Genomic DNA, 19255 nt, shown 5'->3' with positions numbered 1-19255 from the left:
CATAAGGTACAGCCCACTCAAAGAGAAGCCGCTGCGCGTCTACACCCCAAACCCCTCTCCCCATACCGGAAGGGGGCTTTGAAAAGTACCTCACCAATCCACCGAATCGCTATATATTAGTCCCAAAATAGTGAAAATGCTGCAAAAATCGGTAGGATCGAAAAAGTGATCGAAAAAATTTGAGAGGAGAACATAACATGGATCTGGTGGTACTCCAGAATCAGTTAGATAACATTTCATTTGCCATTGTGCTAATCACAATGTTGGTTTACTGGGTAGGGGCTGCATTTCCCCAAATACCCCAATTGCAGGGCTTAGGAACCGCCGGTATGGCGATCGCCAACCTGTCTATAGCAGCCCTATTAGGGGCTAGATGGATGGAAGCCGGATATTTTCCCATTAGTAATCTCTACGAGTCCCTATTTTTCCTGGCTTGGGGCATTACCGCCATGCACTTAGTGGCGGAAAACATGAGTGGTAGCCGTTTAGTGGGTGTGGTAACAGCCCCATTAGCTATGGCGATCGCCGCCTTTGCTGCCCTCAAACTACCGGCTCCCATGCAACTATCAGAGCCTTTAGTGCCAGCCCTCAAGTCCAACTGGTTAATGATGCACGTTAGCGTCATGATGATCAGTTATGCCACCCTGATGGTAGGTTCTCTATTGGCGATCGCCTTTTTAATTCTAACTCGCGGCCAAGCCGTCCAACTCAGTGGCAGTTCCCTGGGAACCAGAATTTCCCGGAATCATAAATCATCCCTTCTGGAAGTACAAACCATTACCACTTCCCCTAATGCTCTGCTATCGACCTCCAAACCTTCAGAATTTGCCGCTGCTACCAACGGTCAAGGTTCTACCGCCCTTCTCGAGTTAGTTACCCCCTCAACAGACCAACCAACCAGCACCGCCACTCTATCACCCCAACGTCTCAGCCTAGTAGAAACCATTGATAACATCAGCTATCGGATCATCGGTTTAGGTTTTCCCCTACTCACCATTGGCATTATTGCTGGTGCAGTTTGGGCTAATGAGGCTTGGGGTTCTTACTGGAGTTGGGACCCCAAAGAAACCTGGGCTTTAATCACCTGGTTAGTTTTCGCCGCCTATCTCCACGCCCGGATCACCCGAGGATGGCAAGGCCGGAAACCCGCCATTCTAGCTTCTGTAGGATTTTTGGTAGTTTGGGTGTGCTACTTAGGAGTTAACCTATTAGGCAAAGGTCTCCATTCCTATGGTTGGTTCTTCTAATAAGAACATAGTCAGGCGCGAATTTCCCCAACTGTGTAGGGGCGAGTTCTGCAATCATCTCTATTTTCCCCAGCAGACTTGTGAGAACCCGCCCGTACATATTCTACAGCGTGGAAACAATGGCTAAGACCTGATTACCGCCCTGATCCCAAATTCAATGAAGAGGAAATTTGATGAACAATGTAACTCGTATTTTGGATGATAACGACGTACTCCATACAGGTTCGAGTACCCTTATGTTTCAATGCACCTTCAGGGTCAGCGAATTTCTGACTATGATGCAGTCTAAGTTGGAAGAGGAAAATCTTTTTGGGGAAGGCATTGAGTGCGAACTACTTACCCCCGGCAGCCCCTGGCAAAAGGGTCGGTTTCAAATCTGTTTAGAGTTTGTCAGTGATAATGTTACCAGCGCGAACGCTATCCCATCTGTTGACTATGGCATGATGGGCGGCGGCGATACTCCTGAAGTTTTGCCAGCCCATATTCGACGACAAACCCAAAGAATTGGTATGTGGAGTTAGCTCTGATCTCAGGAGTGATTCTGGGAAGCAGCCACCGATTCACGAGGGTCGGTGGCCGGAGGATGTCAGATATTACAAACCTAGATCCAATTTCCACCCGTTCAATTTACCAGTGTGATGGGGTGCTAAATCCGCGACAACTAACCGCCAAGTCCCCTGTGGTGAGTGATTTAGTAACTCTCTCATGTAGGGAGTCGTCTGGAGATTATAGGTAGTTTTCAAAACCTTATTGCCTCCCAAAGTGCGACCCTGGAGTAGAACCTCCTCCCCGTGTGGAGCAATTAACCGCACTTCCAAATCACCCAAAAATTGATGCTCGATATCGACAGTCACCTGGATATCTAAAATCGGGCTAGTATTAGCAACAGAAATAGTGCTAGTCACTCCTTGAGGGTTATGATCGGGAATATTTAAGACGCGGTTATTAGATTGCTCCACCCGCCTTTGAACCTGTTGGCGGCTGACCCGTTGACTTTGAGCCATTTTCACGGCTTTTTCGGCATTAACTCGACCGTAGCCAAACCATTGGGAATATCCATTACCATCATAGGTTCCCATACTGATACCCAACTGAGGATCAGCATCAGGGTCTACAATCTTATCGGCTGTTTGTTCAATGATGCGGCGCACTTCCCTAGCACTGAGATCCGGATTAACAGATAAGACCAAAGCGGCTACTCCAGCCACTAGAGGAGTGGCGGCGGAAGTTCCTCCAAAATGGGATGTAAAGTCACCCTGATCATAGCCGGCTGCACCTACGCGATCGCTCGTAAAAACTCCTAAACCACGCAGAGCGGTTCTAATCGATGGAGGGGTTCCAATATAGCCAGTTTCTTGGAGCCACATTCCAGGGGGGGCATTGTTACTAGGGGCACAGACGGTGATTCCGGTTCCCCAATTACTGTAGGCCGCTTTTTTATTAAGACTGGTACAGGCGGATACGGAAATTACATCAGGATGAACCGCAAACCCAGATAACCATCTGACTCGGCCTGATATGACATTATTAGGCCAGCCACTTTCATTAATGGTTCCGTTGATGGGGCGATTGGCGTTTCCGGCCGCAAATAATACGACGCAGCCTCGACCGTTGCGCCCTACGGCGGCGGCTTTGGTAATTACTGCTCGTTGTCGTATGGACAAGGGAAAATAAACGGCACTAGCCCCCCAACTACAGGAGATGACAGAGGCTCGGTTATTGATAGCCCAATCAAAAATCTTTTCGACTGATTCATCATCGAGATATCCGGTGGTGCGAATGGGCATTAAGGCACAACCTGGGGCAACTCCGACGATACCTTTGCCATTTTCTTCGGCGATCGCTAATCCGGCGCAGGCGGTTCCGTGGTTATCTGAAGGAGATTGTGGTGAAGGGAGACGATTTTGGCCTTTCAGGTCAATGGGAGCGACAATTTTTCCTATACCCTGAAAATCAGGGTGATTAAGGTCGATCGCATCATCGGTAATAGCAACCACTATAGATCTGGTTCCTCGAGTAATATCCCAAGCTGGTTCTACCGAGATATGAGCATCAGGAGCTACATCGGCACCTCCGGTATTATGGAGATACCACTGACGGTGGTAGAGAGGATCAGTAGGTCGATAATACTTTTGGCTTTTGACCACAATATTGGGTTCTGCTACTAGAACTTCTGGGTTCCTGGTGAGGCGGTTAGCGATTTTAATGGGATTTTCTTGAGCTTGGCTGCTGACTTCATAGACAAAGGTGTTGGGAACACCATAGACAGATTTTAATAATCTCAAACCTTGGCTGTTGGCGATCGCATTGCGGTTGGACTCCTCAACCTCCTCGCTAAACTGAATGGTGATTTGATTGGTCAGATACATAACCATTCCCGGATTATTATCAGCCTGATAGACATGACTCGCAAAAGCCACCCGATCTGACTGACGAGCCAGTTCCATCGCCTGATCGAGTTCAGCATCTTTTACCTTAACTTCCTGGAGTTCTGGTGGTACCGAGGAAGTTTCCTCAATGTGGATAGGCAAATTTTGTAAGTTTTCTCCTTCAGATACAACCGGGGTAAACTGAGGGCCACTATCCGTGACTGGTTGTTTTGGCGTGAGTCCATCAGCTTGATCTGGTAGGGGGCTGACTCCACCACCGCCGCCTACTGGGGGTGTGGAAACCAAGCGAACCGTAAACCGCCCAGGAACTTTAGTAATTGCCAGTTCCTCACCTCCCCGTTGTAGAATGCTGCCAAGACTTTCTTCGGGAACGCCCATGCCCTGATATTGTTGAGCGTTAATCTCGTAGGAGTTAGCTGATGTCATTTTGTTATAATCCTCAAAAGTGCTCACTATTATTGGCTCAATAGATTAAGTCCGATGTTAATGGTTGACCGAATCAAGCTGGGGTGGATGGATGGTCATCCTATAAAGACTATAACCCTTGGCTGGTCAGGATCTACAACAGTTTTACTAAACTCCTACACTTTGGCCAAAAAATGATAAGATCTGTAAACATCAATAACCTTTCATTTCGCGATCGCATGATGCTGTCTCCTTTCATAGTCCGCTATCCTCAACTTTTTGTGAGTATATTGGCATCAGCCCTGACTGTTTTAACTGTCTCAGGCCATGCTACAACGGTTATGGCTCAAGATCCTTCTGTGTATGATGAGGCCACAGGTGAAGGCTCGGAACCTGAATTTCCCAGAGATTTAAGTCCGACCCCAGTACCGAGGAATCCTCAAGATATGCGCCCTTTGAGCCTTGATAGTAGTTTTTTAAGTGTTCAAGGGGGGGAGCGCTTGTTAGCTGAAGCCGGGGAAGCAATTAGTAACGAGAATTACACCCAGGCAGCCAGGAAACTCCAGGAGGCGCGCCAAATTTTCAATCAGCTTTCTAATTTTCATCAACAGTTAGCCAGCAGTTTCTCAGGGGTTGACAACCGCATTGCTGACCAACATCGCAATGAGGCCAGAGATACCGCTCAAATGAGGGATACAGCCACTTATCAATTGGCTTTAGTCCATCGTGCCCAGAATCAACCCGAGTTAGCTGTTCCCCTACTCGTGCAAATTATTCGTTCTCAAGCCCCAACCCGGGATTTAGGCCAAAAAGCATATCAACAATTACTTGAATTAGGATTTGTCAGCAGTCCAGCCAGGGGTAGTGCTTCTTCTAACCCGGCAACCACTTCCAATGCTCAATAATTCATCTACAATCAAACATAGTCGTTTAATAGGAATCCCATGATCACCCTTTCCCAAGTTGAGGCAATGATTAAGTCTGAGTTGCCTGATGCTGTTGTTAAAGTTGAAGACCTTGGCGGGGGCGACCATTTACAAGCTGTAGTGGTTTCGCCTCTGTTTGAGGGCAAAACCCTGGTGAAACAACATCAGATGGTTTATAAAGCTGTTAGGGAAGCTATGGCAACAGAGGCCATTCATGCCCTAGCGCTGAAAACTTATACCCCCCAAGAGTGGTCAAAAGTCAACCAGGCTGCTTAATTTGTTGATCTAAGTTGTGAATAACTCGATTGAATAATCACTATGAATCCTGAAGTAGAAGCCAAAATTGAAAACCTGATTAACCAGCACAAAGTTTTTGTGTTTATGAAGGGTACCAAGTTGATGCCCATGTGCGGTTTTTCCAATAATGTGGTGCAAATTCTCAATAGTTTAGGGGTTCCCTTTGAAACCCTCGATATTTTGGAAGATGCCGAAATTCGCCAAGGTATTAAGGAATATTCAAACTGGCCGACCATTCCCCAAGTTTACATTAATGGTGAATTTGTCGGCGGTTCCGATGTGATGATTGAGTTATATCAGAAGGGCGAACTACAAGAGATGCTAGAGGTGGCTCTGGCATCATAGTCCGACTTAACTAATTAACTCCCTAACCCAGCCTCTCGAAGGCTGGGTTTTTCCCAGGTATCTAGTAATAATCTACTTCTGGTTGTGGTAGGGGAGTCATTTCAAAGTTGGACGGGTCGTTAATGTACCTAAAGGTTTCTTCCTCTAGGCGGTGAATTTGATAAGGTTCGAGGGCGTTTGTATTTCTCAGGGCGGCAATGTAGCCATCTACAAACATTCTAAGCTCATCATAACGATAGCCTCGATTCCACATTTCGACGAGGGAATCAGTGATTTTTTGGTAGTGCCGGATGGTCTGAGCATTCTGTAACATGGTGGAAACCTCAAGTTATAATCTATATGTTGGGGGTATGGTTAAGGGATAGGGATTAGTCTCTACCTTGATTCAGTTATATACACCTCACCGATATGGATTTCTGGCATTCTAGCTGAATCGGACTGTGATTGAAAAGACTGTTACCTTTAGTTATAGGTTTCCCTGGACCGATGGCAATTGTTTCAAGTTCTTACTCATTCCCTTCATTTTGATCATAATGCACCCCGGAAAATTACGGGGGTTGTGGACTGATGGCCGCTTTAAGGTTGATGCCTCTCTCCCTCTGTGATTTTTATATTAACCTAATTGTGATCATAGATCTAGGGTGGATTGCCGATCGCAAGGGTAGCAGGAGTTACAAAATGATGATTTCGACTCTGTTAACCTGTGTTCAATTATTGATAAAGGAAGCTGGCACCAGTGGGATATGCTTATATTTCAATTATTGAGGGAAATCCGCACCTGCGATCGCTGTTAGGTTGGCATCTTCAGCACGTTGGTTATTCGGTGTGTCAATCTGCGGACTTTCATCATGCTAGAGAGGTGTTTTACACGACTCAGCCAAGTTTAGTAGTTATTGATGCAGAATTACCAGGCGGCAATAGTCTAGAATTCTGCCAGTGGCTACTACAGCAACGACAGTCTTTAATCTTGATGCTTTCGGCTCGGAATACGGAATCTGATATTGTCCGTGGTTTGAGAGCAGGAGCTGATGATTACTTAACTAAACCTTTTGGAATGCAGGAGTTTTTAGCGAGAGCTGAAGCACTTATGCGTCGCACTCGCAATGTGGCTCCTCCTACCAGTTTAGATTATGGGGATTTGAAAATTGATTTGGTACAGCGTCGGGTTTATCTTCAGGGTCAAATGATAGAACTGACTCCCCAAGAGTATAGTCTTCTTTATGTTTTGGCTCAAAATGATGGGGAGCCTCTCAGTCGTTCGGAACTGTTGCGCCGCGCTTGGCCAGATTATATTGATAATCCCCGCACTATTGATACTCATGTTCTATCATTGCGGAAAAAGATGGAAACTGACCCTCGACAGCCTAGTTTAATCCAAACGGTTCGTAATATTGGTTATCGATTGAATTTGGATGTTCTTAAACCTGAACCAAGTTGGTATCCTAGTGTTAATGGTCAATTACCACCAATTCAGGCTAAAACTGGTAGCTAATTGTGAGGATTCGGTAGGGTGCGTCAGCACCAGTATATCAATGGCATTGTTAACCAGAACATTCACAACTGACGCACCCAATAAAAGGCTTTTACTCGATTTGTATGATTCCCTATATAGGGAATAGAGTTGAGAAAAAGCCGTTTTTAGTTATGGGCAATGATGGTAAATTTATTAATCAGATAAATCTACCATATTGCAGATAAAAAATCAGGTGTTTTTAATGAAAAATCTCATCAGGTTAAACTTGGGTTTATAGGGTGCATAACGCAGGGGAATATCGAAGAGTAGAGATTGCTTTAAAAGGCTTTTGTGGTGGCAAAAAGTGTCAAAGGTAGCTTGGCCGTGATATTTGCCGAGGCCGCTTTCTCCTACTCCTCCAAAAGGCAAGGATTGACCCCCGACTTGCATGATAGTTTCGTTGAAACAAATACCCCCGGATGAGGTTTCTTGAAGAACGCGCTGTTGTGACTGTTTATTACGGGAAAATAGGTAAAGAGCGAGAGGTTTGGGTCTGGCGTTAATTTGACTAATTGCATCCCCTAAATCATCATAGGTCAAGATGGGTAAAATCGGCCCAAAGATTTCATCTTGCATGATGGTATCTTCCCAGGATACTTCATCAATGAGAGTGGGAGAGATATAGCGATCGCTTTCATCAAACTTACCACCAGTGACGATTTTACCATCATGTAATAACTCAGTCAACCGATGAAAATGATAGTTATTAATAATCCGCCCATAGTCGGGACTTTGCTGCGGTTCGGAGCCATAAAAACTCTCAATATAGCCAATCATAGCTTTAATCAAGTCCGATTTAAGGCGGCGGTCTACCAATAGATAATCTGGGGCTATACAAGTTTGACCAGCGTTAATAAACTTACCCCAAACAATCCTTTTGGCGGTATAATCTAACTGAGTATCGGCATCGACAATACAGGGACTTTTGCCACCCAATTCTAAGGTAACGGGAGTCAAATGTTTGGCGGCGGCGGTCATGACAATTTTCCCGATGCGCTTCCCTCCGGTAAAAAAGATATGGTCGAAGGGTTCATCTAAGAGTTGTTGGCTAACTTCTACCCCCCCTTGAATAGTGGCGATATAGTGAGATGGAAAGGTTTTGCTAATCAGATCGGCTAGGACTTGGGAAGTTGATGGGGCTAGTTCAGAGGGTTTAAGGATAGCACAATTTCCGGCGGCGATCGCACCGACGAGGGGAGAAATGACCAATTGAAAGGGATAATTCCAAGGTCCGATAATTAAGACAACTCCCAAGGGTTCAGGATAGATATAGCTAGAAGCGGGGAAGGCAGTGGGGTGGGTCTTGACCCGGCGAGGCTTAACCCAGGATTTTAAATTTTTGAGAGCATATTTAATTTCTCCGAGGGTGGAAAGTTCAAACAACCCTTCTAACTCAGGACGGCCTAAGTCAGCTTTGACTGCTTCTAGGATAGGTTGTTCAAAATCAGCGATCGCCTGTTGGAGTCGTCGCAGTTGCGAGAGTCGGAAGTCCACCTGTTTAGTCTCTCCGGTGGCAAAAAACTGTCGCTGTTGGCTGATAATTTCCGAGAAATTCAAGTTTTCTGTCATTATTGAGAATTTCCTGTAGGTTGGAAGTAGCCCTATATAGACCAGGGTACTGAGAGTCTGCTATATCTGGTTATGGTGGCATAACAGATTATTGTTACCTGTTCTAGCGCCCTCTCGATAGTTACTGCTGGCGCAGTTTCCCCTATGCTTAGTGTAATAGAGCGATCGCTAATTTCGTTAACAGTGAAGCGGTAAGCCTCAACTCAGGTACCAAAGAAATTGACATGGACATGAAAGAGATTCTATATCTGGAAATTCCTAACCCCGATACACACAGCGTTTGTACCTGGTTGCAGCAAACGTTTAATCCGGGGGTGGGTGAGAAAACGATCACCCCAGACGGGTTTCGCCTGAAATTTCCTCAACAGGGGTCTGGGGAATTGTCGGTGTTTACTTGGTCCGTCCAACGCACAACCTATCTCAAGGTTTTTCGGGTGGGGACTGTGGGAAGTTCTCAAGAAAAACGGGTACTCAACAGCCTGGAAACTGGTTTAAGACAGGAGTTTCCTTATCAGTATCCTGAACCTCCAGCCATTGATTTGTCGCAGGAGTCGATTTTTGAGGCTTTGGCTGCCTATTATCCCCAAACGGTGAAATATTTTCAGAAAATCCCTAATGGGGAATATGACCTAAAACGGGTGTACTGGTGGGAGAAACGCTGGCGGGAGGGGGTGAGAAATCCACAAACTCCTAAACAGGTGATTTTTACTGAGGCGAGAAAGGACTCTGATGGGGAGTTGCCTAGTTATGACCTAATTTATGTTGGCGGGGCTTTAGGGGTCATTCATGCGGCGGTAATGGCACGTTTAGGGTATCGGGTGCTATTGATGGAACGTCTCCCCTTTGGTCGGATGAACCGGGAATGGAATATTTCTCGCAGTGAATTACAGAGTTTAATTGACTTGGGATTGTTCACGGGGGCGGAAGTCGAGAGTTTTATCGCTAGGGAGTATAAGGACGGTTTCCACAAGTTTTTTGATGCTAATAATCCCCCCGTGGCTAAGGGGGAGGTTTTGCATACTCCTCGGGTGTTGAATGTAGCCATAAATACGGATAAATTGCTGTCTTTGTGTGGTGAAAAACTCCGACAGGCGGGGGGAGAGATTTGGGATGAAACGGAGTTTATTCGGGCGGATATTGGAGGCGATCGCGTTAAGGTGACGGCTACTGATTTGACTACTAATTCCGAACGGATAGCTACCGGAAGGTTATTGGTTGATGCTATGGGTACCGCGTCCCCTATTGCTTGGCAACTTAATGGCGATCGCACCTTTGATAGTGTTTGTCCTACCGTGGGGGCCGTGATTAATGGTGGGTTTGAACCAGGAGTTTGGGATTCTAATTATGGGGATGTTCTCCACAGTCACGGGGATATTTCTAGGGGTCGCCAATTGATTTGGGAGTTGTTCCCTGGCGAAGGTGACGAGTTGACTATTTATCTGTTTCACTATCATCAGGTTAATCAGATCAACCCCGGTTCTCTGTTGGAAATGTTCGAGGATTTCTTTACTATTTTACCAGAATATCGTCGTTGTAATCTGGATAATTTGGTTTGGAAAAAAGCGACTTTTGGCTATATCCCCGGTTATTTTAGTCTGGGAGGAAGCGATCGCACTGTCGCCTATGACCGTTTAATTTCTATTGGAGATGCTGCTTGTCTTCAGTCTCCCTTAGTATTTACTGGTTTTGGTTCTTTGGTACGGAATTTATCCCGTTTAACGGACTTATTAAATACCGCACTAAAGCATGATTTGCTCACCAAATACTACCTCAATCAAATTCGCGCCTATCAAAGCAATATCGCCGTTACTTGGTTGTTTTCTAAGGGAATGATGGTTCCCACCGGGCGTTATCTTCCTCCTCAAAGAATTAACTCCATTTTAAATACTTTTTTTGGGCTGTTGGCGACAGAACCCGAAGAGGTGGCTAATACCTTTATTAAGGATAGGACCGACTGGTGGACCTTTAACCGTCTGGCTTTAAAAGCGGCGCGCATGAACCCCAAGTTGCTGATCTGGATTTTAGATTTTGTCAATACTGGAGAAGTTATCCGCTGGATGATTAGTTATTTTGTCTTCACCTGGTTAGCGTTAATCAGTTGGTTATTTAGTTGGGTTCCCCCCCTCGCGCGTCGCCTTCAACCCTGGTTAGAATCTCGTTATCCGGGGCTGTGGCTGCTATTATTAGCCACCAGTTATGTACTGACAGATGGTTTGGGACAGCATCAACCATCAATTCTAAGGAAGTTACAACCCAAGACTTCCTAATCATGAATGATTAATTATTAGCAGAAGTGGCCGGTTTAGGGTCAAAGCTGGGAAATGGGGCGACACCACCTTGATATAGGGGAAGTACACCGTTCCATTTCTGGATCATCTTTTCCTGAAGTTCTAACTCCCTCAGCCTGATGGTCATGGGGTTAACTGTGGATGCGCTAATTCTGGCTGCTTCTGCGTCCGCTTGGGCTTTGGCTAATTGACGTTCTGCTTCGGCTTGGGCGACTTGTAGTTGTGCTTGGGCAGCGATCACCTGTTGTTCCGCTTGAAAACGGGCGGTCATTTGCGCTTCAATGGCGCTATCAAAACGGGGCTTACTAACAAACCCAATCGAATCAAATTCCACCCCCACACCAACAAATTTTTCATTTAAGCAGTTTTGAACCGAGGTTAATAATTCTCGCTGTTTGCTTCCGACAATATCTTCTGGTCTTAATCCGGCTGCTTCTTGGTTAAAGCAGTTACGGAGTTCACTGCGTACTAAAGTCCCTTTAAACTCATCAGGGTCTTTCAGGTATTTACCGTAGAAATCCTTGATTTGGTTGGTATTGAAAAAGTAGGAGAGAGAAATATCTGCATTGACGCTAGTTCCCCCAACTCCGAAACTGATGCTTTCGTCGATAGGTGAACCTTCATCTCTCGCCGCTGAGAGGATGTAATATTGAACGTGATCGGGAAAAATGATAATTTCCTCGCTGTAAGCATTATACCATACTTTTCCCGTGCTAATAGTGGCATTCTGTACACCGCGATTGCTTCCGTACATTTGCACTTTCAGTCCTACATAACCAGGGGGAATGCGTTTGACGCTAGTTCCCGGAATGACACCACAGGAAGAGATACTCATACTTACTAAAATGGCGCATCCTGTTAACCCTAGTACATTGGGAATTGGCGCGGTTTTCATCATCATAATTACCTCTGGGAGTCTAACAGTTCTAACCAAGATGTGTCATCTTGAGGAAATGTGGCTTGTAGCTGTTTTTGTTCGACTTTGGCGCGATGAATTTTGTGGGTCACATGATAAACCGATAAGCCGGGAATTATTACTAATCCTGTGAAGTATCCAAAAACTCCTAACCAGACTTTGAGGTTACTGGGGGAACTAACTAAATTCGCGGAAGTTCCTAAAATCCCAAAGCAAAGGATGAGTTCAAAACCACCAACTACTAGCCATTTAAGTAGGGTTTTCATGACTGGGGAATATAGCCGAGTTATAACCTGGGGGGTTAACTCGATGGGGTTGATACGCTATCTATTTGGCTTGTGTGTATTATAGGCGATCGCTTTAGGAGTGAACAGAAATCACAGATTTTTTTAACATTCTCTGACGAACCTAAACACCCGGTAGGTTTAGTAATTGGTAACTATTACCTAAAGTTTTTAAAAACCTCCCATTGATGAGGTTATCAACTCGCCAATATTCACCGAAACGGACTCCATTCGACCGAAAAATATAACCCCTGTTCTTGGAGAGTTCGTTTATTGGAACTAAGTTCCATCAGAGGAATTCCCCAATCAAACCGGGCGCGGAAATTATCACCATACTGCCAACGCAAGCCTAAGCCTAAAGACATTAAAGTTTCCGAGGATAATTGCAATTGGTCGGCGTTACTACTCCAGGCGGTGCCGAAATCTACAAAGGGGGTAACTTGTAAAATTCCCTTATTGTTATCAACTCGGAGAATGGGATAGCGTAACTCCGCCGAAGCAAATATAAAATTATCGCGCAATAAGGCATCCTGACGGTATCCCCGAAGATTGTCTAATCCCCCTAATCCTGCTTGTTCTAGGGGTACTAACTCCTGTGTGGATAATTGGATATCGGAGCGCAATAAGACTAGGGTATCTGGGGCTAATAATCGCAACCATTGGGCTTGACCTCGCCATGCTAAATATTGACTATCAGGACCGTCATCATTAATGGTTGAGTTGAACAAGTTTAAGCCTATGCTAAATTGCGATCGCGCCGCCAAAACCTGTTGAGTTCCTCGCCTGGTATATTCCTGAGATAAACGCAAAATTGATAGGCGGGTTTTACCATCGGAGTCCGCCCCCCTAGCCAAGGGAAAACCTATACCTAAAATAGATGTCTCGCTTTCGCGGCGGGCGAAACTAACACCTAGGGCTAACTCTTCTGTCGGGGTCTGAATAATAGGTTGGCGATATCGCAATTCAAAAGTGACACTTGTGGCTTCAATATCAAGTTCCTTAAAAGGTGGTTCTACAATATTACTATCAGTATAATTAAAGTAAAATCCTACGGTTCCGTTGCGGGAATTAATCGGAAAATCATATAAGACATCTACCACATTACTGCCATCGGTATTACTATAATATATGCCTAAACTATCTCCTTGTCCGAGAAGATTGGCTTCTGTGAGTTCAACGCCTCGTTGAAATGTGCTAACACTGGGGGGGCGGTAGTTATTAGCAAATAAATTAATATCGAAGGTTTTGGCTGTGGTAAATTCTACATCTAAGATGCTTTGACCAGGACGAGTTCCGGCAGACAATTCGGCTTGTATGGTATCGATTATCGGGCTTAATTGTAATAGTTGCAACGCGGCGAGTAGACGATTTTGATTTAGGGGTTTGGCGGTAGCAACAGCTAGACGACTACGCACATAATCGGGGTTTAGTCGTCCGGTGGCGCTGACGTTAATATCAGTTACTTCTCCTTATAAAATTTGGATGGTTACCGTTCCCTCTTGCAGTTCCTGGGGGGGTATAAAAGCGCCGGAAGTAATGTAACCTTCGCTGATATAAAGATTAGTAATGGCCGAACGTGCTTGCAAAAGTTCCGCAAAGGTAATCGGACGATTTAGAAAAGATTGTGTAACTTCTGCTAGTTGTTGATCACTAAAGGCTGTGTTTCCTTCAAAGCTGAATTTTTCGACAATAATAGTAATAGATACATCTGGGGGTTCTTCTATATTTTCTGGTGTTAGGTTGGGGGAAGGAAATAATTGCTCAGGTGTAGGTAACTGGGGGGGAAGTTCCGGTTCCGGTTGGGGACGTTCTGGTAATGATGGAATAGTGTTAGGAACCTCTGGTAAATTTACAGGTAAGACCGGGGAGAGGGTTTCGGCTAGGGTAGCGCAAGGGTGAGTTATAGCTACAATAATGGTGAGATTTAATGGCCACTTAAATAGGTGATTGAAAATAGATTTTTGGCTTGAGATCCCCATATTTACTCCTCAATGTGTAACTGCCAGCTATATTGATATTTTAATCATGTTATACTGGTTTTTGATGTCTGACACTGTTAAATATTTCCGGGAGGTTCCTGTTACTTTCAATGGCTGATTAATCGGAATTGGTAGCTAACAGGTTGGCTACTTGTTGGGCTAAGGTCAAGGGGTTGAATGGTTTGGTAATCACTCCGGCGATGTCCATTTGTTCAAAGCGATCGCGATCTTGTTTTAGCACTTTGGCTGTCAGCATAATTACCGGAATTTCTCGACAGCTTGGTGTTTGTTGGAGTTGCCTGGTCAACTGGAAACCATCAAGATCTGGCATCGATACATCTAACAAAATCGCATCAGGATGTTCCGTTTTGGCTTTCTGTAAACCCTCTTGACCAGAGTTGGCTGTAATTACGTCCCAACCTCCTAGATCCGTCATACAAACCCGGACGATTTCCCGGATACGTTCTTCATCATCAATTACTAAAATTTGGGGTTTTGGCATAGGTCACGATTTACCGTGTAAACAAGATAAAACTACTCTCGCTTATTAGGTTCAAATAGACAAGCATTTTTCCTGTCTACAAATACAGAAACTTATATAGATAATTATCAATTTTTACCTGTTACTTCTGTGATCTGTCCCTGATGGTAATTTAGTTAAGCTAAACTTATTTATCTGGCAAAATGATTTTAATATTTAAAAAATGGTAAATATTTATTACATTTTTATTGAGAAAATTTCCTATAAATTTGACGAGAGAATGGGGGTTGTGGTAGGGTGGAAAAAATCAAAAATGAGCGCTGTTTGTGTGCGTATAGCAAAAATGAGGCTCAAACCCTGATGCTGTCGTGAGTTTAAAGGTCTATTGACGGAAAATGGCTAATCCCGAGACACCAATTTAGGCGAAAAAATGGACGGCAAAAAAACGGGGGCTTGACACAAACGACAATTTGTGCATCCTAGGTAGTAGAAGGGGAAATTGAGTTTTTAAAAACGATTTTAATGGTTAGTGTCGTTGGTATTTATAACCCTAGGAATAGTGAAATAAAAAGTGCTGCCTTTAGCCAATTGACTTTCGACCCAAATTTTACCGCCGTGTTGTTCAATAATGCTTTGACAGATAGATAAGCCTAAACCAGTTCCACTCTTTTGGCGAGAGTCAGAGGCATCGACTTGTTGAAAGCGACTAAAGATAGTTTTTAGTTTTTCGGGAGGAATGCCACGTCCCTGGTCGCGGACTTGAAAAAGTACCATATCATCCTGTGGGTAAGCTGAGAGGGTGACAGTGGTATGGGGAGGGGAAAATTTAATAGCATTACCGACTAAATTAGTCAGAGTTTGTAGCATGGCATCGCGTGCCGCCCAGAGTTGAACGGAAGTGGGTAAAATTTCCAGGGTAATGGAGTCCCGATGAGCGATCGCCTGTAAACTATTAATTACTTGCATCATCAATTCCTGAGCTGAACAAGCCTCCATTTGAAATTGAACCTCACCGGAGTTTAGCCGTTCAATATCAAGAATATCATTAACCATTCGCACCAGTCTTTCTGTCTCTAATAAAGCAATTTCAATAAATTTATGAAACTCCTGGGGTTTGTGATCATACAAGCCGGAAGATAACAGTCCTAACGAGCCTTGAATAGCGGTGAGTGGGGTTCTCAGTTCATGGCTAACCACAGAAATAAACTCATTTTTCATCTGTTCTACGGCTCGCCGTTCACTGATATTCTGAGCTTGAGCAATAAAATAGAGAGGAACCCCGTCAATATTTCGGACTATGGACATACTTAATAATACCCAAATTACATATCCTTGCTTATGAAGGTAGCGTTTTTCTACATAGTAATATTTAACTTGACCCTCGATCAATTTTTTAATGGATTTTACCTCCTGCTCATAATCTTCTGGGTGGGTGATATCTTTACATTTGAGTTGGAGTAGTTCTGCTTCCTGGTAGCCCAACATTTCACACATAGATCGATTAACTTTTAAGCAGTTTCCTTGGGAGGATAACAATGCCATACCGATCGCAGCATCTTCAAAAGCGGTGCGGAAGCGTTCTTCACTATCTCTGAGTTTTTGTTCAGCTTGTTTGTAGTGGGTGATATCAAAGGTTAAACCTAAAATTTGGCTCAGTCTACCCTGTTTGTCTAACAGTGGTAAATACTTAATGATGACGGTTTTTGGGGTTTGATTGGGAAGGGTAATAGTAGCTTCACCAATTTGTATGGTTAGGGTTTGGATGGTTTTTTCTAGCAAGGGTAAATAATGGCAAGTTTCCTCTGGGAGAAATAGCTCTTCATCTCGGCGACCAATAAATGTTTCTTCTGACCAACCTGTTCGTTCTAATACTCGTTGGTTGACGAATTTTAAACGGCGATCGCTGTCATAAATTACAAAGACATCAGGAGCATGATTGACCGCTAGGCGTAGGAGTTCTTCGCTTTCGGCTAGGGCGAGTTCTGCTTGCTTGCGATCGCTAATATCTTCCGCAAATCCTACATAACGTAGGGGAGAACCATCGTCATTATAAATAATGTTGACTTCTTCATAAACCCACCTAATTACACCATCATTTCTAATAATCCGATATTCTCGTTTAACCAAATTATTTTGATGCTGTTTTTCCTGATAATTAATTACTGCTCCTCGGTCTTCTGGGTAGATGGTATTTAACCAAGAATCAGGATTTTGATAGAGACTCTCACAGGTGCGTCCCCAAATTTTTTCATAGGCTGGGCTTAAATAAATATATTGTCCTGAATTGGCGCATTTTACAAAGAAAAACTGACTGATAGTAGAGGCGATTTCTTGAAAGCGTTTTTCACTTAATGCTATGGCTAATTCAGCTTTTTTACGATAGTTAATATCTGTGATAATCGCACAACATCCAGCATATTTACTATCATCAAATATAGGATTAGTTGATAGTATAGTCCAGAGAATATCTCCGTTTTTCCGCTTAAATTTAAACTCGTGTTGCTCCGCAATACCTTCACGACGACGTTGCAGATAATTTTCGACTATTGGATAATCCTGTTCATCCACAAACTTAAATAGGGAAGATTGAGTTATTTCTTCTTGGGTATAACCCAGCATATTTGCCATTTGCTGATTGACAAAAGTGGTCATACTATCACTGTCAATTATCCAAACTCCTTCGAGGGTCGTTTCAATGATAGTCCGAAATTTAGCCTCGCTTTTTATTAAAGCTGCTTCCGTCTTTTGGCTATCGCTAATATCTTGAACCCAAGACAGCAACATATTCAGTTTTCCTGATTCATCGTAAAAATTGGAATTGTACCACTCACAATAAATTACTGATCCATCTTTGCGGTAATTACGATTTATGCAAATCCTCCTTTTTTCTTGATTGGCAAAAATGGTCTGAGTTTCTCGATTAACGCGATCGCTATCTTCCTCAAAGATTAATTTCCATTCATTCATCGACTTACCCAACACTTCCGACTCAGACCAACCAAATATCTCTTCTGCTTGCTTAGACCATTGGATAACCCGCAATTTTCGATCCCAAATAATAGTTCCCAGAGGAGAATTATCAATCAGTGTTTTTAATTGATGATTAACTGATTTGAGGGAGTGTGTAGTTGATAGCTGATTGGTTAAATTATCCCTTCTGTATGGGGAGGATAACAGTTGCATTTCTATGCGCCATTGTACTTCTTCAAAATCTAAGGGATAAATCAGAACATCTGCTACTTGCAAGTTGAAGGCGCGAATTTCCCTAAATACACTTTTAGACTCGGCTAGTAGAAGAATCCGAACATGAGCAGTGACAGTGTGTACTTGTAATTGTTTGGCGATCAGATATCCATCGGTATCGGGTAATTTGACATCTAAAAAAATCAGATCAGGTGGAATATGTTTAGCTACCTCCAGACCTTCATATCCATCACCAATAACCTGAACTTGATAATTATTGATAGTTAATAGGTTAGCCAGTTCCCCGCGACTCGGAGACTCGCCTGCAATCACTAAAACCCGAACCGGAAAATTCATATCGGTGGAAGCCATAATCTGCTATCAGTGCAAGAAAATATACTTATAGTTTTGATAGTAGCGCTTTTGATATTAAAGTCATAGCGACTTGACAAATTTTTTTCTTGAACCTTATAAGTTTCTTATATTTCATTGCTACAGTTAATTCCAGACCCTGATTTATTCTCAGTCCACCCATAAGTAAAATCACTTGTGATTTTTCAGGTGCGATCGCTTTCCGGCTGGCTAGGCTGGTTAGGGAGGTGTTAGCCACTACCCCTATCACAACTCGGAAACTCTCTCCGAGGGCTGATGCTGTTTACATAGATAGGGTATATGGGGGGCTGAGTTTTTTTTTGTCGCGCAGACCTGCTGAAATAAATTTGACTAATTCACCCCTGACTTTATAAGTTTCTTATATTTAACTGCTACAGTTAATTTCAGACCCTGATTTATTCTCAGTCCACCCATAAGTAAAATCACTTGTGATTTTTCGGTGGCTAATACCTTCCCACTATATGCTGGCTAGGAAGGTATTAGCCACTTACCCCTATCACAACTCGGAAACTCTCTCCGAGGGCTAATGCTGTTTACATAGATAGGGTATATGGGGGGCTGAGTTTTTTTTGTCGCGCAGACCTGCTGAAATAAATTTGACTAATTCACCCCTGACTTTATAAGTTTCTTATATTTAACTGCTACAGTTAATTTCAGACCCTGATTTATTCTCAGTCCACCCATAAGTAAAATCACTTGTGATTTTTCGGTGGCTAATACCTTCCCACTATATGCTGGCTAGGAAGGTATTAGCCACTTACCCCTATCACAACTCGGAAACTCTCTCCGAGGGCTAATGCTGTTTACATAGATAGGGTATATGGGGGGCTGAGTTTTTTTTGTCGCGCAGACCTGCTGAAATAAATTTGACTAATTCACCCCTGACTTTATAAGTTTCTTATATTTAACTGCTATGTTGAATGTCGGACCCTAGTTTATTCTCAGTCCACCCATAAGTAAAAATCGGCACTGATTTTTCGGTGGCTAATACCTTCCCACTATATGCTGGCTAGGAAGGTGTTAGCCACTACCCCAATCA

17 protein-coding genes are annotated in these 19255 nt (G+C 43.7%); 7 read left to right on the top strand and 10 right to left on the bottom strand.

The features are described from left to right. Nucleotides 1–197: 197 nt before the first annotated feature. Nucleotides 198–1247: a c-type cytochrome biogenesis protein CcsB gene (gene ccsB / locus B9T16_RS04310; protein WP_410244174.1), complete on the top strand. Its 1050-nt coding sequence runs from the start codon at nucleotides 198–200 to the stop codon at nucleotides 1245–1247. A gap of 173 nt (nucleotides 1248–1420) precedes the next feature. Next, nucleotides 1421–1768, top strand: a complete 348-nt coding sequence (locus B9T16_RS04305; RefSeq protein WP_410244173.1) for a KGK domain-containing protein — start codon at nucleotides 1421–1423, stop codon at nucleotides 1766–1768. Between the two features lie 72 nt (nucleotides 1769–1840). Here B9T16_RS04305 and B9T16_RS04300 read toward each other — a convergent pair whose 3' ends face one another. Then, nucleotides 1841–4063 carry a S8 family serine peptidase gene (locus tag B9T16_RS04300; protein WP_006620283.1) on the bottom strand — a complete coding sequence of 741 codons (2223 nt, stop codon included), beginning with the start codon at nucleotides 4061–4063 and terminating at the stop codon, nucleotides 1841–1843. Between the two features lie 218 nt (nucleotides 4064–4281). Between B9T16_RS04300 and B9T16_RS04295 the strand changes: the two genes are divergently transcribed. Genes B9T16_RS04295 through grxD form a run of 3 tightly spaced genes read left to right on the top strand, consistent with a single transcriptional unit; the run spans nucleotide 4282 to nucleotide 5610 of the window. Further along, nucleotides 4282–4947, top strand: a complete 666-nt coding sequence (locus B9T16_RS04295) for a hypothetical protein (protein WP_014274273.1) — start codon at nucleotides 4282–4284, stop codon at nucleotides 4945–4947. Between the two features lie 39 nt (nucleotides 4948–4986). Next, nucleotides 4987–5244 (top strand): BolA family protein, encoded by a 258-nt coding sequence (locus B9T16_RS04290; protein WP_006620285.1) that lies wholly within the window; start codon nucleotides 4987–4989, stop codon nucleotides 5242–5244. A 42-nt stretch (nucleotides 5245–5286) separates the two neighbouring features. Then, entirely contained in the window at nucleotides 5287–5610 is a 324-nt protein-coding gene (grxD, locus tag B9T16_RS04285) for a Grx4 family monothiol glutaredoxin (RefSeq protein WP_006620286.1), read from the top strand. Between the two features lie 61 nt (nucleotides 5611–5671). On the opposite strand, the gene B9T16_RS04280 is transcribed toward grxD, so the two are convergent. Continuing rightward, complete coding sequence (locus B9T16_RS04280) at nucleotides 5672–5923, bottom strand: DUF6761 family protein (protein ID WP_006620287.1); 252 nt, start codon at nucleotides 5921–5923, stop codon at nucleotides 5672–5674. A 423-nt stretch (nucleotides 5924–6346) separates the two neighbouring features. On the opposite strand from B9T16_RS04280, the gene B9T16_RS04275 reads away from it, so the two are divergent. Then, nucleotides 6347–7102, top strand: a complete 756-nt coding sequence (locus B9T16_RS04275) for a response regulator transcription factor (RefSeq protein WP_014274274.1) — start codon at nucleotides 6347–6349, stop codon at nucleotides 7100–7102. A 210-nt stretch (nucleotides 7103–7312) separates the two neighbouring features. On the opposite strand, the gene B9T16_RS04270 is transcribed toward B9T16_RS04275, so the two are convergent. Then, nucleotides 7313–8692, bottom strand: coding sequence for an aldehyde dehydrogenase (locus B9T16_RS04270; RefSeq protein WP_006620290.1), 1380 nt, complete (start codon nucleotides 8690–8692; stop codon nucleotides 7313–7315). Between the two features lie 230 nt (nucleotides 8693–8922). Here B9T16_RS04270 and B9T16_RS04265 point away from each other — a divergent pair, with 230 nt between their 5' ends. Next, nucleotides 8923–10959, top strand: coding sequence for an NAD(P)/FAD-dependent oxidoreductase (locus B9T16_RS04265; RefSeq protein ID WP_410244172.1), 2037 nt, complete (start codon nucleotides 8923–8925; stop codon nucleotides 10957–10959). Between the two features lie 10 nt (nucleotides 10960–10969). Here B9T16_RS04265 and B9T16_RS04260 read toward each other — a convergent pair whose 3' ends face one another. The 7 genes from B9T16_RS04260 to B9T16_RS04230 form a co-directional block, all read right to left on the bottom strand. Next, entirely contained in the window at nucleotides 10970–11881 is a 912-nt protein-coding gene (locus tag B9T16_RS04260) for an SPFH domain-containing protein (RefSeq protein WP_014274276.1), read from the bottom strand. Nucleotides 11882–11883: 2 nt separating this feature from the next. Then, entirely contained in the window at nucleotides 11884–12162 is a 279-nt protein-coding gene (locus B9T16_RS04255; RefSeq protein WP_006620293.1) for a hypothetical protein, read from the bottom strand. A gap of 230 nt (nucleotides 12163–12392) precedes the next feature. Further along, nucleotides 12393–13595, bottom strand: coding sequence for a ShlB/FhaC/HecB family hemolysin secretion/activation protein (locus B9T16_RS04250; protein WP_234933578.1), 1203 nt, complete (start codon nucleotides 13593–13595; stop codon nucleotides 12393–12395). Nucleotides 13596–13649: 54 nt separating this feature from the next. Beyond that, the gene (locus B9T16_RS04245; protein ID WP_410244171.1) at nucleotides 13650–14159 is read right to left on the bottom strand and encodes a POTRA domain-containing protein; all 510 of its coding nucleotides are present in this window, start codon (nucleotides 14157–14159) and stop codon (nucleotides 13650–13652) included. A gap of 118 nt (nucleotides 14160–14277) precedes the next feature. Then, on the bottom strand, nucleotides 14278–14661 hold the full coding sequence (locus B9T16_RS04240; protein WP_006620295.1) for a response regulator: 384 nt from the start codon (nucleotides 14659–14661) through the stop codon (nucleotides 14278–14280). Nucleotides 14662–15159: 498 nt separating this feature from the next. Further along, nucleotides 15160–18195 (bottom strand): PAS domain S-box protein, encoded by a 3036-nt coding sequence (locus B9T16_RS04235; RefSeq protein WP_410244170.1) that lies wholly within the window; start codon nucleotides 18193–18195, stop codon nucleotides 15160–15162. Nucleotides 18196–18223: 28 nt separating this feature from the next. After that, nucleotides 18224–18433, bottom strand: coding sequence for a hypothetical protein (locus tag B9T16_RS04230; RefSeq protein WP_410244169.1), 210 nt, complete (start codon nucleotides 18431–18433; stop codon nucleotides 18224–18226). Nucleotides 18434–19255: the final 822 nt, after the last annotated feature.

Source organism: Arthrospira sp. PCC 8006 (genome assembly GCF_046480465.1).
Taxonomy (GTDB): Bacteria; Cyanobacteriota; Cyanobacteriia; order Cyanobacteriales; family Microcoleaceae; genus Limnospira; species Limnospira platensis.
This window is presented reverse-complemented; position numbering and strand designations above follow the sequence as displayed.